Consider the following 13,744-nt stretch of genomic DNA (forward strand, 5'->3'; position numbering starts at 1 on the left):
CGTCGATGGTGTGGTTTGAACAATGGATGCCGGCGCGTCGGGAAAGTTGCGGCGGCTTTGGGCTGTTGCAGTACCTGGGTGTAAGATAGCGGCCATTTTCAAACCTGCAGGTACCTTCATGAGTTTCAATCTGGCCAACATGAGCTTCGAGGAACGGGCGCAGATCGAGGCAGAGAAGGCCCGGCTGTTCGAGCTGTGGCAGAACAACCTGGGCAAGGCCAAGGGCGAAGCGGCGCGGCTGATCGCCGAAAAACCACGGCGTAAAGGCAAATGGGCCGAGTGGGTGCGTGCCGAGCTGGATGGCATGTCGCCGCCCGAATACGCCAACATGGTGCGCAGCGAAGTCAACAAGCTGATGGCCGCAGCCAGCGCCAACCGCTGATCACACCCCGCCAGGCGCCTACCAGTAGGCGCCCTTGGGCAGGTCCAGCTTGCCCTCGTCGGTAAAGCGCACGGTCCCCAGCAGCCCGCCGGCCAGCTTGCCGCGCAGCACATAGGGCAGGCCCTGCAACGAGTCCACCCGGCCCAGCCCATAGGCTTGGCGCAGGAAGGAAAACGCCGTGATGCTCACCGGCACCACGACCACCGCTTCGCCATAACGGCCGATGTGCCCCTGCTGGTCGCTGACCCCGGCGGCCAGCGGCTGGCCGTTCACTTCCAGGTTGATGGCGATGCCGTTGTAGTCGATCGGCGCCTCGTTGGGGTTTTGTACCCGCATCTTCACCGCCATGCGCAGTTCCAGCTCCTGCCCGGGCAGCGGCTCGATACCGATCACGCTGATATTGACCGGGTCGCGTGCCTGGAACAGCGCACAGGCCCCCAGGCCGCAGGCCAGCAGCAGGACCAGGAACAGGCGGGCGTAGCGGTGCAGACGGGCAGCCATGGGGTGCGACCTTGCCAGAGTGGGCGAATGGGCAGTGTGGCAAATACGCGTCGGCGTTGAAAGTCTCTGCCCAGATGAAAGATACTGTTTCTCATTAACGCCCGATAACTTCTCCTACTGGCCGTTCCCAAACCCATGCTGACCTCTCCCGCGCCGGGCCTGCTGGCAAGTTTCCAGGAGCACTACGACGACCTGCTGCAGTTCCTGACCCGGCGCATGAGCGACCGCCAGCGCGCTGCCGACGTCGCGCAGGAAACCTACCTGAGGCTGGTGAACATCGACCAGCAGGCGGTGCCGGTGCTGCACGCGCGCAGTTTCATCTTCCGCGTGGCCGGCAACCTGGCGATCGATGCCTTGCGCCGTGAACAGCGCATTGCCGCCAGCCACGACGACAGCGAGCGGGCAGGTGAGGTGGCCTGCCCGGCGCCTGCACCCGAAGCGGCCTTGCTGGCCCGGGAGCGCCTGCAGATCCTCGACCAGGCGCTGCTGCAGCTGTCCGACAATGCCCGCCAGGCACTGTTGCTCAACCGCGTCGACGGCCTGACCCAGGCGCAGATCGCGCAACGCCTGGGGGTTTCCGAAAGCATGGTGGCGAAATACATCGGCCAGGCCCTGCGCCATTGCCGCAACTGGCTCAAACAGGCGGGCGTGGCTGCGGCCCTGGTGTTGGCCGTTGCTGCGGCGGGTTGGCAGCAGGCGCCGGTGCTGCTGGCGGATTACCACACCGGGGTCGGTGAGCGACAGGTGATTACCCTGGCCGACGGCACGCGGGTGACGTTGAACAGCGCCACTGCCCTGAGCGTGGTATTCAGCGACCGTGAGCGGCGGGTGGTGCTGGAGTCTGGTGAGGCCTTGTTCGAGACCACCGATGATTCACGGCCCTTTGTGGTCGACACGGCCTGTGAGCGGGTGCAGGGGAGTGCGGCTACCTTCAGCGTGCGTCGCGATGGCCGCGTGGTATTGGCACATGGCGAAGCCAAGGTTGGCGAGCATGAACTGGCAGTAGCGGCCGATGCCGGCACGCAGATGGCCTGGCAGCGCGGCAAGCTGATCTTCAACGGCAAGCCGCTGGGGCAGGTGCTGGCGGAGCTCGAGCGTTACCGGCATGGGCGGATCGTGTTGTCCGATAGCAAGCTGGCGGCGATGGAGGTCAGCGGGGTGTTCGACCTCGATGAGCCGGAGGCCCTGTTGCGGACCCTTGAGCAGCGCTATGGGCTGAAGGTGACCTACCTGCCGTGGTTGGCCGTGGTTCATTGATTCGCCTGTGCCGGCCTCTTCGCGGCTGAAGCCGCTCCCACAGGTACTGCACAGGTCTGGAAGGCTGTGGAGATCCCTGTAGGAGCGGCTTTAGCCGCGAAGAGGCCGGCACAGGAAAAATTTTTTATTTTGCACTGCAAGTTCCTGCCAGCCAGATCGTCGTAGTGGGACTGATCAGCAACCAATTCTCATTTACGACTTGTCAGGAAGCTCATTCGTGCCTCTGATGCTCAAGCCCTTGCACCGCCGCCGCGGTCCGCTTCACCATGCCCTGATGTCCTGCAGTGCCCTGGCCATGCTGGTCGGCCCGCTGCAGGCGTTTGCCTCGACCGCCACCGAACAGGCCCAGACCCAGGCCCGCTTGGTCCAGCTCGACCTGCCGGCCCAGCCGCTGGACCAGGCCCTGACCACCTTCGCCGACCAGGCCGGCTTGCACCTGCTGTACACCACCGGCGACGTCGCCGGGCAGGCCAGCCCGGCCTTGCAGGGCAGCTACAGCATCGAGCAGGCCCTGCAGCAGTTGCTGGCCGGCAGCGGCATGAGCTGGCACTTCAGCGATGCCCGCACGGTGACCCTGCGCAAGGCCGACGCTGCGCCGCAGGCGGTCAACCTCAAGCCGATCGAAGTCAGCGTGGCCTCGCGCACCAGCACCGCGATCAGCGAAATCCCCGGCACCGTGTGGGTGGTCGACCAGCAGCAGTTGCGCGAGCAGATCGACAGCGGCGTCAGCCTGAAGGAAGCCATCGGCAAGCTGGTGCCAGGCCTCGACCTGGCGCCGGAAGGCCGTACCAACTACGGCCAGAACATGCGCGGGCGCAATGTGCTGGTGATGATCGACGGGGTCAGCCAGAACAGCTCGCGCGGCCTGTCGCGCCAGTTCGACAGCATTTCGCCGTTCAACGTCCAGCGCGTCGAAGTGCTGTCTGGCGCCAGTGCCATCTACGGCGGTGGCGCCACCGGCGGTATTATCAACATCGTGACCAAGAAGGGCGAACCCGGCCCGGCGCGCTTCGAGACACAGCTCGGAGCCAGCAGCGGTTTCAACAACAGCGACGACCTGGCCACCCGCTTCGCCCAGTCGATCAGTGGTGGCAACGAGCGGTTCAACGCCCGCCTGGGGGTTTCCGGCGAGCAGAACGAAGCCTTCTACGATGGCGCCGGCGACCAGATATTCATCGACAACACCCAGACCGACCTGCAGTACAACCGCACCATCGACGTGCTCGGCACCTTGGGGATGCAACTGAACGACCAGCAGAGCCTCGACCTGCTGGCCCAGTACTATGACTCGGGCAACCACGGCAGCACCGGCATCTACTTCCCCAACCTGAACCACAACGCCCCATCCGACCTTGAAAACGCCGAGCTGCGCAGCGGCTACTCGTCGGACCTGGAGCCGCGCACCCGGCGCCTGCTGCTGAACGCCAACTACCACCACGCCGACGTGCTCGGCCAGGATTTCTACCTGCAGGCCTCGTACCGCAAGGAAGACGACAACTTCTACCCGTTCCCGTACTACAACCGCGCCACGCCCACCGGCTCGCGCGGGGTGTACTTCGCCGCCTCGCAGCAGAACTTCGAAGTCACCAGCCTCAAGGGCCTGTTCGCCAAGCAGTGGGACGCGCTGAAGCTGACCTACGGCGTTGACCTGGACCGCGAGCGCTTCAATGCCGAACAGACCACCTTCAACGCCCAGACGTCGTCCGAGTCGGGTGGCCTGGAGCTGGAAAAGGAAAGCAAGGCCGCACGCTACCCCAGCTACCGGGTCGATGGCGTGTCGGTGTACGCCCAGCTGGACTGGCATGCCACCGATAACCTGACCCTGTCCGGCGGCGCCCGGCGCCAGCAGATGGATGTGGACGTCAGCGACTTCAAGGGTGTGCCGGGCGGCAGCAACGATTACCAGGTCAACCTGTTCAACGTCGGTGCCATCTACGACTTCAAGAATGGCCACCAGGTATGGACCAACTACGGCGAAGGCTTCGACCTGCCCGACCCGGCCAAGTACTACGGCAAGCCCGGCCTGAGCGTGGCCGACAACCCGCTGGCCGGCATCAAGAGCCGACAGGTGGAGCTGGGCTGGCGCTATGCCGACCTGGACTGGGATGCCCAGGCGGCGCTGTATTACATCTGGTCGGACAAGATCATCAACGTCGATTCGCAGACGCTGACCATCAACGTGGAAGAGCAGAAAAGCCGCGACTTCGGTTTCGAAGGCGCTCTGACCCGGCACTTCCAGACCGGCTGGGAAGCCGGTGGAACCCTGCACCTGACCCGCTCCGAGGAGGAGGATGTCGATGGTGGCTGGATCAAGCGTGATGCCCGCTATGCCTCGTTGTCCAAGGCTACAGCGTTCGTCGGCTGGAAGGGCGATGGCCGCAGTGCACGGCTGCAGGCCAACCATGCCTTCAGCCTGAAGGACGATGCCGACCACGAGATCGACGGCTATACCACCTTCGACCTGCTGGGCAGCCAGGACACCGGCTTCGGCACCTTCAGCGCCGGCATCCAGAACCTGCTGGACAAGCAGTACAGCACGGTCTGGGGGCAGCGTGCGACGCTGTTCTACTCGCCTACCTACGGGCCGGCTTACCTGTATGACTACCAAGGGCGCGGGCGTACCTACACCCTGACCTGGAGCATGGCTTACTGATTGATGTTGTCTGAACTTGCCTCTTCGCGGGCGTGCCCGCTCCCACAGGTACGGCGCCGCCCGCAGGCATTGTGAGGCCCCTGTGGGAGCGGGCAAGCCCGCGAAGAGGCCGGGTCAGGCAAACGCCGCCAGCAAATCCTGCGCAAACGCCTGCTGTGCCTCGCCAACCGCCTGCGCCCGGTGCCTGGCCAGGGTAAACGGCACCACAAAGTCCAACCCCGGGTCCAGCGCCCACAACAACCCCTCAGCCTCCCATGCTTGCGCGCAATGGCACGGCAGATAGCCAATATGCCGCCCCGACAGAATGAACGTCAGCACGCTCTCGATCTGCTCCGCCACCGCCATGCTGCGCTGGCTCTGGAACGGCTCACCGCCCTTGAGAAACCGGTACGGATGGCGCACCTGGTCCATCGCCAGTAACCGCTCCCGCCCAACGCCAGCCTCACCGAACAGCACATGGCCCTTGCCGCAATACAGCCGTTGCCGCTCCTCGAACAGCGGCTGGTAATCGAAGGCTGCCTGGTTGCCGGAAAAGTAGCTGATGGCGTAATCCAGCCGCTGCTCCAGCAACAAGCGCTCCAGCTCTGCCGGTGGCGCACTGATCAGCTCCAGCTGCACCGCTTCCTCGCGCCTGCGAAACGCCGCAATGGCCGCCGCCAGCTTCAGGCTCACCGCCTTGTCCTGGTTCTCCGCCATGCCTATGCGCACGGTCCCCAGCAGCCGCCCGGCAACGCCATTGGCCTGCTGGCGAAACTGTTCGATGTTCAGCAATAACCCACGGGCGGCGTCCAGCAACAACGCGCCTTTTTCTGTCAGGTGAAAACCACTCTTGCCGCGGCTGCACAGGCGGTAGCCCAGCCGCGCTTCCAGCTGCGCCATGCGCTGGCTGATGGTGGGCTGGCTCAGGCCCAGCACGCCTTGCGCGGCACTGAAGCCACCGGCCTCGACTACAGTGACGAACAGCCGCAGCAGGTGCAGGTCGGGGTCGTGCACTTGTCCGAGCATTACATTGCCTCTGGTGAATGTCAGCTTTGCAAACTTGCCATTCCTGCAATGTAACCCGGCTGGCATGCTCGCGGCATCCACCCATTTGCCGAGGTGTCCGCCATGCGTCGATCGTTGTGCCTGCTGTCCCTGGTCCTGGCCTTGCCGCTGCAGGCTGAAGAAAAGGTCGTCAACCTCTACAGCTGGGCCGACTATGTCGCCCCGCAAACCCTCCAGCGCTTCGAGCAGGAAACCGGCTACAAGGTGCGCTACGACACCTTCGACACCACCGAAGTGCTGGAAACCAAGCTGCTGACCGGTGGCAGCGGCTATGACGTGGTGGTGCCGTCGTCGGCCGTGCTGGCCCGGGCGCTCAAGGCCAACGCCCTGCAGCCGCTCGACCCCCAGGCCATGCCTGGCTATGCCAACCTCGACAAGGACCTGCTGGCCAAGCTCGCCGAGGCCGACCCCGGCAACCGCCATGCCGTGCCCTACACCTGGGGCACCCTGGGCCTGGGGGTGAATGTGGAAGCGGTGCGCCAACGCCTGGGGGATGTGCCGCTGGACAGCCTCGACCTGCTGTTCAAGCCCGAGTACGCCAGCCGGCTGAAGGACTGCGGCATCGCCATGCCCGACTCGCCCCAGGAGGTGATCGGCGTGGCCCTGAACTACCTGGGCAAGGACCCTTACAGCCAGGACAAGGACGACCTGGCCGCCGCGCAGAGCCTGCTGAGCCAGTTGCAGCGGTCGATCAGCTACGTCGCCAATGGCCGGCAGATCAGCGACCTGGCCAATGGCAGCGTGTGCCTGGCGCTGACCTACAACGGCGATGCGGCGATGGCCGCCGACCAGGCGCGCCGCGCCGGCAAGCCGTTCGAGCTGATCTACCGCATCCCCCGCGAAGGCACGCTGGTATGGCAGGACAACCTGGTCATTCCCAAGGACGCCCCGCACCCCGAGGCCGCGCGGGCGTTCATCGCCTTCATGCTCAAGCCCGAGTCGGTGGCCGCGCTGACCAACACGCTGTTCTTCGCAAACGCCAACCAGGCGGCCACGCCGCTGGTGGACGAAGCGGTGCGCAACGACCCGGACATCTACCCGTCGGCCGCGGTGCGCCAGCGCCTGTATGCCGACCGCAGCATGGCCCTGGCCGACCTGCGCCAGCGCAACCGCCTGTGGACCGCGTTCCGCAGCCGCCAGTAACCGATAACGACAAAGGAGCCCGACCGTGGAGCAAGCCGCAAACAACGACCAGGCCATGACCCGCGACAGCCTGTATGGCACCGCTGCGGAAAGTACCTACGCCGGCATTACCAGTTTCTCTCGCCGCCGCTACAGCCGCGACCTGCGTGGTGTCGATGTGGTGGTCAGTGGTGTGCCGTTCGATACTGCCACCAGCAACCGCCCCGGTGCGCGCTTCGGCCCGCGGGCGATCCGCGCCGCTTCGGTGCAGCAGGCCTGGGCCCGGCACTGGCCGTGGGCGTTCGACCCGTTCGACCACCTGGCGGTGATCGATTATGGCGATTGCGCCTTCGACAGCGGCACCCCACAGTCGGTACCGGACAGCATCGAGGCCCATGCCACGCATATTCTGGAAGCAGGCTGCGCCATGCTCACCCTGGGTGGCGACCACTTCATCAGCTACCCGCTGCTCAAGGCCCATGCCCGCCGGCATGGCCCGCTGGCGCTGATCCACTTCGATGCGCACAGCGACACCTGGCCGGACGAGGAGGGCAAACGCATCGACCACGGCACCATGTTCTGGCATGCCGCCCGCGAAGGCCTGGTGGACCCGGCCAGCTCGGTGCAGATCGGCCTGCGCACCACCAATGATGACAGCCAGGGCTTTGCCATCCTCGACGCCCGCCAGGTGCACCGGCAGGGCACCGAGGCGGTGATCGCGGCGATTCGCCAGCGGGTGGGCGAGCGGCCAGTGTACCTGACCTTCGATATCGACTGCCTCGACCCGGCCTATGCGCCCGGTACCGGCACGCCGGTGTGCGGCGGGCTGAGCACGGTGCAGGCGCTGGAGATCATCGGCGGGCTGCGCGGTATCAACCTGGTGGGCATGGACCTGGTGGAGGTGGCGCCAGCCTATGACCATGCCGACATCACCGCGCTGGCCGGGGCGACCCTGGCGATGGAAATGCTGTGCCTGTATGCGGCGCGGCACAAGGTGGACAAGGGCCAGTAATTCGGCGTCCGTAGGGTCTTTGTGGGAGCGGCCTTGTGTCGCGAAAGGGCTGCGTAGCAGCCCCCAGGGCCCATACTGAAACATCAGGAATCATCTCCACCCGCATTCACACTTTTGCCGCGAACCCTTCGCGCCTTAGGCTATCAAACCCACCAGGCGCGGCATTTTCGTACAGGAGGTGAAGCATGACCCCGACCTTGCCCATCCTGGCCCTCGGCCTGGTGCTGTGCCTGCCCGCGCAAGCGGCCACCGAGCCGCCCTTGCAACTCGCCGCCGGCAACAACAACCCCTACAACAGCCCGATCCAGCGCGCCAACCCCAACAGCCGCCAGGGCAGCATGCCGGCCACGCCTCCCGTGCGCGGCCCGTCCACCGACCCGTACCAGCGCACGCCCACCCTGGACAACCGCGGCATCGGCAATGGCGACAACCTGCGCCGCCAGCAACAAACCCCGAACCTGGAGCCCACCCGACCACCGCGCGGCAACCCGCGCGCGCCATGAGCGCCCTACGAAAGGAATCCTGCATGCTTCGAGCACCCTGGCTTGTCACCCTGACCGCCGCCGCACTCCTGCCCCTGCTGGCGCAGGCGGCGGCCGAACAGCAGTTTCGCAGTGAAGAAGGCACCTTGACCGTCAGCACCCTGGCCGATGGTCTGCGCAACCCTTGGGCCCTGGCGTTCCTGCCGGGCGGCAAGGACATGCTGGTTACCGAGCGCGCCGGCAACTTGCGGGTGGTCAATGCCGAAGGCAAGGTCGGCCCGCCGATCAGCGGTGTGCCCAAGGTCTGGGCCGAGGGCCAGGGCGGCCTGCTGGATGTGGTGCTGTCGCCAGAGTTTGCCAAGGACCGTACCGTCTACCTGTCCTACGCCGAAGAGGGCAGTGACGGCAAGGCCGGTACGGCGGTCGGCCGTGGCCAGTTGTCCCTGGACCGCGCCCGGCTGGAAAACTTCAACGTCATCTTCCGCCAGCAGCCCAAGCTGTCGGAGGGCAACCACTTCGGTTCGCGCCTGGTGTTCGACCGCGACGGCTACCTGTTCATCGCCCTCGGCGAGAACAACCAGCGCCCGACCGCCCAGGACCTGGACAAGCTGCAAGGCAAGATCGTGCGTATCTTGCCGGACGGCGAAGTGCCCAGGGACAACCCCTTCGTCGGCAAGGACAACGTGCGGCCGGAGATCTGGTCGTTCGGCCACCGTAACCAGCAAGGCGCCGCACTCAACCCCTGGACCGGCAAGCTGTGGACCCACGAGCACGGCCCGCGCGGCGGCGACGAGATCAACATTCCCGAGCCCGGCAAGAACTATGGTTGGCCGATTGCGACCCACGGCATCAACTACTCGCTGCTGCCGATTCCCGAGGCCAAGGGCAAGCATGTGCAGGGCATGGTCGACCCGCACCATGTATGGGAGAAGTCGCCGGGTATCAGCGGCATGGCGTTCTACGACAGCCCTAGGTTCAAGGCCTGGGATCACAACCTGTTCATTGGCGCGCTGGCTACCCAGGAGCTGATCCGCCTGCAACTGGATGGCGACAAGGTGGTGCATGAAGAGCGTTTGCTGGGTGAGCTGAAGGCGCGTATCCGCGATGTGCGGGTGGGGCCGGATGGCTACCTGTATGTGCTGACCGATGACAAGGACGGCGCGTTGCTCAAGGTAGGCCTGGGCGACGCTTGATCACCACTGTTGTACGCGGCCCCTGTGGGAGCGGGCGTGTCGAGGCGTCGAACCGCCGCGAAGCAGGCGCCGCGGTGGATGGCACGTTGCTGAAAGTTGGATTGGGAGACAGCTGAGCCAAAGTCACTTGCACCGGCCTCATCGCCGGCAAGCCAGCTCCCACAGGGATAGCGCATGGCTTGGGGCCAATGCGGTCGAGGTGGGAGCTGGCTTGCCGGCGATGAGGCCGGTGCAGATAATGCCGCATGGCTATCGATCCCCATTCCCTCTACCAGCAGGCCCTGACCACTCAGGGCTATGTCGCCGACCCCGCCCAGGCCCGCGCCGTCGAGGCCTTGCAGGCCTGTTTCCAGGCCGTCGAACAGGGCCGCCCCACCCAGGGTATCTACCTCTGGGGCCCGGTCGGCCGCGGCAAGACCTGGCTGATGGACCAGTTCCACCACTGCCTGCGGGTATCCAGCCGGCGCCAGCACTTCCACCACTTCATGGCCTGGGTCCACCAGCGCCTGTTCCAGCTCAACGGCACCGCTGACCCGCTGCTGGCGCTGGCCGGGGAGCTGGCCGGGCAGATACGCGTGCTGTGCTTCGACGAGCTGTTCGTCAACGACATCGGTGACGCGATCATCCTCGGCCGCCTGTTCCAGGTACTGTTCGACCAGGGCGTGGTGATCGTCGCCACCTCCAACCAGCCACCCGAGCAGCTCTACCGCGACGGCTTCAACCGCGAGCGTTTCCTGCCGGCCATCGCCGCCATCCAGCGGCACATGCAGGTACTGCCGGTAGCCGGCGAGCAGGACCACCGCCTGCACCCCGGCGCCGAGCGCCAGCGTTACTGGGTGGCGCAAGCGGGGCAGGCCAGCCAGCTGGGCGAGGTGTTCCGCCAGCTCAGCCCCGGCGACGCAGGCCACGATCAGCCCTTGGCGATCGGCTCCCGGCAGGTGCAGGTGGTGCGGCGCAGCGCGCAGGCCATCTGGTGCCGCTTCACCGACCTGTGTGAACAGCCGCTGGCGGCCATGGAGTTCATGGCCCTGTGCGACCGGTTCCCGGCCATCCTGGTGTCGGGCATTCCGGCGCTGGGGGGTGAACAGCGGGCCGGGCGCATTGCCCGGGGCACCGAGGATGCTGCGGCGCGGGTGGTGGCGGGTGACCGCGAGCTGCCGGCCCTGTCGCCCAAGGACGATGCAGTGCGCCGCTTCATTGCCCTGGTCGACGAATGCTACGACCGCCGGGTGGCGTTGTACCTGGAGGCACAGGTGCCGCTGGATGCCCTCTACACTCAAGGGTATCTGGCGTTCCCGTACCAACGGACCCTGAGCCGGCTACGGGAGATGCAACTGCAACGCTTCGCCTGAAAAGGAGCCGAACCATGGAGCCGCTGTCGCATCATCTGCTGACCCAGGCCTACAACAATGGCTGGGCCAACCACCGTCTGTACAAGGCCTGCCTGCAACTGACCCAGGACGAATTCGTCGCCCCGCGCTGCAGCTTTTTCCCGTCGATCAAGGCCACCCTCAACCACCTGCTGACGGTGGACTGGTTCTACCTGCACATGCTCGAGTGCGAGCAGCGTGGCGAGCAGCCCGACGCCGACGGCGAGCGCTTCTTCGACCCCGAACAGCCGTTTGCCACCTGCACCGACCTGCATGCCGAACAGGCCCAGGCCGATCACCGGCTGATCGCCTATTGCCGGGGCCTGCGCGATGGTGAGCTGGCGCGCTATGTGAGCATCGTGCGCCCCGAGCGGGTACAGCGCGAGCAACGGCTGCGGCTGCTGGCGCACCTGTTCGAGCACCAGGTGCATCACCGCGGGCAGGTGCATGCGATGCTCAGTGACACGGCAGTGAGGCCGCCGCAGCTGGATGAGTTTTTCTGCGAGGAGGAGGCGGGGTTGCGGGCGGCGGACTTTGCCGAGCTGGGCTGGACCGAGGAGCAGGTCTGGAAAGTGTAGGGGGCTGCTTTGCAGCCCTTCGCGGGCTTGCCCGCTCCCACCTCGACCGCGCTACGTTCAGAAGCAGGGCAGCTTCCACAGGCGCTGAACAAAGCTTGAGGTTGATGCGGTCAAGGTGGGAGCTGGCTTGCCGGCGATGGGCCGCAAAGCGGCCCCCAAATCAGATCTAGCGCCCTAACCATTCCACCAGCGTACGGTTGAACCGCACTGGCTCCTCGATCTGCGGCGCATGCCCCATGCCTTCAAAGGTAATCAGCTCACCCTTGGGAATCAGCTTGGCCACCTGCGGCCCCAGCACTGCATACTTGCCCAGCTTCGCTTTCACCTCCGGCGGCGTGATATCACTGCCGATGGCTGTGGTGTCCTGGTCACCGATCAGCAGCAGGGTGGGCATCTGCAGGTCCTTGAATTCGTGGTACACCGGCTGGGTGAAGATCATGTCGTAGATCAGCGCCGAGTTCCACGCCACCGCTTCATGCCCCGGCCCCTTGTTCAGGCCCACCAGCATCTGCACCCAGCGCTCGTACTCCGGCTTCCAGCGCCCGGCGTAGTAGGTCTTGCGCTCATACTCGCGCACGCCTTCGGCATCCAGCTTGAGCTCGCGCGCATACCACTGGTCCACCGTGCGGTAGGGCACGCCCAGGGCTTTCCAGTCTTCCAGCCCGATGGGGTTGACCATCGCCAGGCGCTCCACCTGCTGCGGGTACATCAGCGCATAGCGGGTGGCGAGCATGCCGCCGGTGGAGTGGCCGAGCACGATGCTTTGCTTCACCCCCAGCTGTTCGAGCAGGGCATGGGTGTTGCTCGCTAGCTGCTGGAAGCTGTACTGGTAGTGCGCCGGCTTGCTGGAGCTGCAGAAGCCGACCTGGTCGGGGGCGATGACCCGGTAGCCAGCCTTGCTCAGGGCATCGATGGTGGTTTCCCAGGTGGCGGCGCAGAAGTTCTTGCCATGCATCAGCACCACGCTGTGGCCGTTGGCCTGGCCCTGGGCGGGCACGTCCATGTAGCCCATCTGCAGGGCCTGGCCCTGGGACTTGAAGTCGAAATGCTTGAGCGGATGCGGGTAGCTGAAGCCCTCCAGCTGGGGGCCATAGGTGGGCGATTCGGCGGCGATGGCCGAACTGCCGGCGAGGCAGGCCAGGGCCAGGGCGGTTGCGCGCAGCATGGGGGCACTCCGTGTAGGGCCATGTAGGAAGGGGCGACTGTAACAGCCAGTGGACCACGCGGAACGTGAAAGGTGTTACCAGGCGTGAAACCAGCCCAGGGTAATCATCGCCAGCACCCCATAGCGGCCGGCCTTGGCCAGGGTCACCAGCAGCAGGAAGCGCCAGAACGGCTCACGCATGATGCCGGCGATCAGCGTCAGCGGGTCGCCGATCACCGGCATCCAGCTGAGCAGCAGCGACCATTGCCCCCAGCGCTGGTAGCGCTGTTGCGCGCGTTCCAGCTGGGCAGGGCTGAACGGGAACCAGCGCTTGTCACGCAGGTGCTCGATGGCCCGGCCCAGCACCCAGTTGACCACCGAGCCCAGCACATTGCCCAGGGTCGCCACCAGCAGCAGGGTGGCCCAGGCCTCGGGCTGGCGCAGCAAAAGGCCGACCAGCACGGCCTCCGATTGCAGCGGTAGCAGGGTGGCGGCGCCGAAGGCGCTGAGGAACAGCGTCCACAGGCTGAGCATCAGTAGTTGGCGACCACGGTGTCCTTGCCGTCCTGGGTCACGCCGATGACCTGGTAGGCATCCTTGTGGTCACCCATTTCCATGCCGGGCGAGCCCATGGGCATGCCCGGCACGGCCAGGCCTTTGAGGTCGTTGCGCTTGGCCAGCAGGCGCACCTGCTCGGCCGGCACGTGGCCTTCGACGAACTTGCCGTCGATCACCCCGGTATGGCACGACGCCAGGCGTGGCGCCACGCCCAGGCGTTGCTTCACCTCGCTCATGTTCGGCTCGACATGGTCGTTGACGGTGAAGCCGTTGTCGCGCAGGTGGCTGATCCAGGCCTTGCAGCAGCCACAGTTGGGGTCGCGGTAGACGTCGATGGTCTCGGCAGCCTGGGCCAGGCCGGTGATGGCCAGCAGGCCCAGGGGCAACAGGTGTTTACGCAGCTTCATGAAGCACTCCTTCAAAAACGTGGGCGGATACCGGCGACCAG

Annotated in this window: 14 protein-coding genes; 9 read left to right on the forward strand and 5 right to left on the reverse strand. The window is 65.7% G+C overall.

From position 1 onward, the window contains the following. The first annotated feature begins 118 nt into the window (after window positions 1-118). Window positions 119-382, forward strand: a complete 264-nt coding sequence (locus ABX298_RS19040; protein WP_025338356.1) for a hypothetical protein — start codon at window positions 119-121, stop codon at window positions 380-382. Window positions 383-400: 18 nt separating this feature from the next. On the opposite strand, the gene ABX298_RS19045 is transcribed toward ABX298_RS19040, so the two are convergent. Further along, window positions 401-883, reverse strand: coding sequence for an LEA type 2 family protein (locus tag ABX298_RS19045; RefSeq protein ID WP_085693013.1), 483 nt, complete (start codon window positions 881-883; stop codon window positions 401-403). A 135-nt stretch (window positions 884-1,018) separates the two neighbouring features. Here ABX298_RS19045 and ABX298_RS19050 point away from each other — a divergent pair, with 135 nt between their 5' ends. Both ABX298_RS19050 and ABX298_RS19055 read left to right on the forward strand, forming a co-directional pair. Continuing rightward, window positions 1,019-2,140 carry a sigma-70 family RNA polymerase sigma factor gene (locus ABX298_RS19050; protein WP_075044242.1) on the forward strand — a complete coding sequence of 374 codons (1,122 nt, stop codon included), beginning with the start codon at window positions 1,019-1,021 and terminating at the stop codon, window positions 2,138-2,140. 226 nt (window positions 2,141-2,366) lie between these two features. Beyond that, entirely contained in the window at window positions 2,367-4,793 is a 2,427-nt protein-coding gene (locus ABX298_RS19055; protein ID WP_286101867.1) for a TonB-dependent receptor, read from the forward strand. A gap of 114 nt (window positions 4,794-4,907) precedes the next feature. Here ABX298_RS19055 and ABX298_RS19060 read toward each other — a convergent pair whose 3' ends face one another. Next, complete coding sequence (locus ABX298_RS19060) at window positions 4,908-5,798, reverse strand: LysR family transcriptional regulator (RefSeq protein ID WP_367393478.1); 891 nt, start codon at window positions 5,796-5,798, stop codon at window positions 4,908-4,910. A 102-nt stretch (window positions 5,799-5,900) separates the two neighbouring features. Here ABX298_RS19060 and ABX298_RS19065 point away from each other — a divergent pair, with 102 nt between their 5' ends. From ABX298_RS19065 to ABX298_RS19090, 6 genes are all read left to right on the forward strand, one after another. Beyond that, a complete protein-coding gene (locus tag ABX298_RS19065; RefSeq protein ID WP_367393479.1) occupies window positions 5,901-6,980 on the forward strand; it encodes an extracellular solute-binding protein in 1,080 nt (359 codons plus the stop codon). A 25-nt stretch (window positions 6,981-7,005) separates the two neighbouring features. Further along, window positions 7,006-7,971 (forward strand): agmatinase, encoded by a 966-nt coding sequence (gene speB, locus ABX298_RS19070; RefSeq protein ID WP_085593236.1) that lies wholly within the window; start codon window positions 7,006-7,008, stop codon window positions 7,969-7,971. Between the two features lie 185 nt (window positions 7,972-8,156). Further along, window positions 8,157-8,474 (forward strand): hypothetical protein, encoded by a 318-nt coding sequence (locus ABX298_RS19075; RefSeq protein WP_286918695.1) that lies wholly within the window; start codon window positions 8,157-8,159, stop codon window positions 8,472-8,474. Window positions 8,475-8,497: 23 nt separating this feature from the next. Next, window positions 8,498-9,646 carry a PQQ-dependent sugar dehydrogenase gene (locus tag ABX298_RS19080; protein WP_367393480.1) on the forward strand — a complete coding sequence of 383 codons (1,149 nt, stop codon included), beginning with the start codon at window positions 8,498-8,500 and terminating at the stop codon, window positions 9,644-9,646. 245 nt (window positions 9,647-9,891) lie between these two features. Continuing rightward, the gene (gene zapE / locus ABX298_RS19085) at window positions 9,892-10,998 is read left to right on the forward strand and encodes a cell division protein ZapE (RefSeq protein WP_025338364.1); all 1,107 of its coding nucleotides are present in this window, start codon (window positions 9,892-9,894) and stop codon (window positions 10,996-10,998) included. A 14-nt stretch (window positions 10,999-11,012) separates the two neighbouring features. Beyond that, window positions 11,013-11,594 (forward strand): DinB family protein, encoded by a 582-nt coding sequence (locus ABX298_RS19090; protein ID WP_025338365.1) that lies wholly within the window; start codon window positions 11,013-11,015, stop codon window positions 11,592-11,594. A 166-nt stretch (window positions 11,595-11,760) separates the two neighbouring features. On the opposite strand, the gene ABX298_RS19095 is transcribed toward ABX298_RS19090, so the two are convergent. From ABX298_RS19095 to ABX298_RS19105, 3 genes are all read right to left on the reverse strand, one after another. Beyond that, entirely contained in the window at window positions 11,761-12,759 is a 999-nt protein-coding gene (locus ABX298_RS19095; protein WP_367393481.1) for an alpha/beta fold hydrolase, read from the reverse strand. Window positions 12,760-12,834: 75 nt separating this feature from the next. Next, window positions 12,835-13,272, reverse strand: a complete 438-nt coding sequence (locus ABX298_RS19100; RefSeq protein WP_367393482.1) for a YqaA family protein — start codon at window positions 13,270-13,272, stop codon at window positions 12,835-12,837. Continuing rightward, the gene (locus ABX298_RS19105) at window positions 13,272-13,703 is read right to left on the reverse strand and encodes a DUF411 domain-containing protein (RefSeq protein ID WP_039614165.1); all 432 of its coding nucleotides are present in this window, start codon (window positions 13,701-13,703) and stop codon (window positions 13,272-13,274) included. The genes ABX298_RS19100 and ABX298_RS19105 overlap by 1 nt, the downstream gene beginning before the upstream one ends. Between the last annotated feature and the right edge of the window lie 41 nt (window positions 13,704-13,744).

It is taken from the genome of Pseudomonas sp. X4 (genome assembly GCF_040784925.1).
Taxonomy (GTDB): domain Bacteria; phylum Pseudomonadota; class Gammaproteobacteria; order Pseudomonadales; family Pseudomonadaceae; genus Aquipseudomonas; species Aquipseudomonas putida_Z.

Bases quoted from the DNA above. Each gene is read 5' to 3' on its own strand.
- ABX298_RS19040 (WP_025338356.1), top strand. From the start codon at position 119: ATGAGTTTCAATCTGGCCAACATGAGCTTCGAGGAACGGGCGCAGATC.
- ABX298_RS19045 (WP_085693013.1), bottom strand. From the start codon at position 883: ATGGCTGCCCGTCTGCACCGCTACGCCCGCCTGTTCCTGGTCCTGCTG.
- ABX298_RS19050 (WP_075044242.1), top strand. From the start codon at position 1,019: ATGCTGACCTCTCCCGCGCCGGGCCTGCTGGCAAGTTTCCAGGAGCAC.
- ABX298_RS19055 (WP_286101867.1), top strand. From the start codon at position 2,367: ATGCTCAAGCCCTTGCACCGCCGCCGCGGTCCGCTTCACCATGCCCTG.
- ABX298_RS19060 (WP_367393478.1), bottom strand. From the start codon at position 5,798: ATGCTCGGACAAGTGCACGACCCCGACCTGCACCTGCTGCGGCTGTTC.
- ABX298_RS19065 (WP_367393479.1), top strand. From the start codon at position 5,901: ATGCGTCGATCGTTGTGCCTGCTGTCCCTGGTCCTGGCCTTGCCGCTG.
- ABX298_RS19075 (WP_286918695.1), top strand. From the start codon at position 8,157: ATGACCCCGACCTTGCCCATCCTGGCCCTCGGCCTGGTGCTGTGCCTG.
- ABX298_RS19080 (WP_367393480.1), top strand. From the start codon at position 8,498: ATGCTTCGAGCACCCTGGCTTGTCACCCTGACCGCCGCCGCACTCCTG.
- zapE (WP_025338364.1), top strand. From the start codon at position 9,892: ATGGCTATCGATCCCCATTCCCTCTACCAGCAGGCCCTGACCACTCAG.
- ABX298_RS19090 (WP_025338365.1), top strand. From the start codon at position 11,013: ATGGAGCCGCTGTCGCATCATCTGCTGACCCAGGCCTACAACAATGGC.
- ABX298_RS19095 (WP_367393481.1), bottom strand. From the start codon at position 12,759: ATGCTGCGCGCAACCGCCCTGGCCCTGGCCTGCCTCGCCGGCAGTTCG.
- ABX298_RS19100 (WP_367393482.1), bottom strand. From the start codon at position 13,272: ATGCTCAGCCTGTGGACGCTGTTCCTCAGCGCCTTCGGCGCCGCCACC.
- ABX298_RS19105 (WP_039614165.1), bottom strand. From the start codon at position 13,703: ATGAAGCTGCGTAAACACCTGTTGCCCCTGGGCCTGCTGGCCATCACC.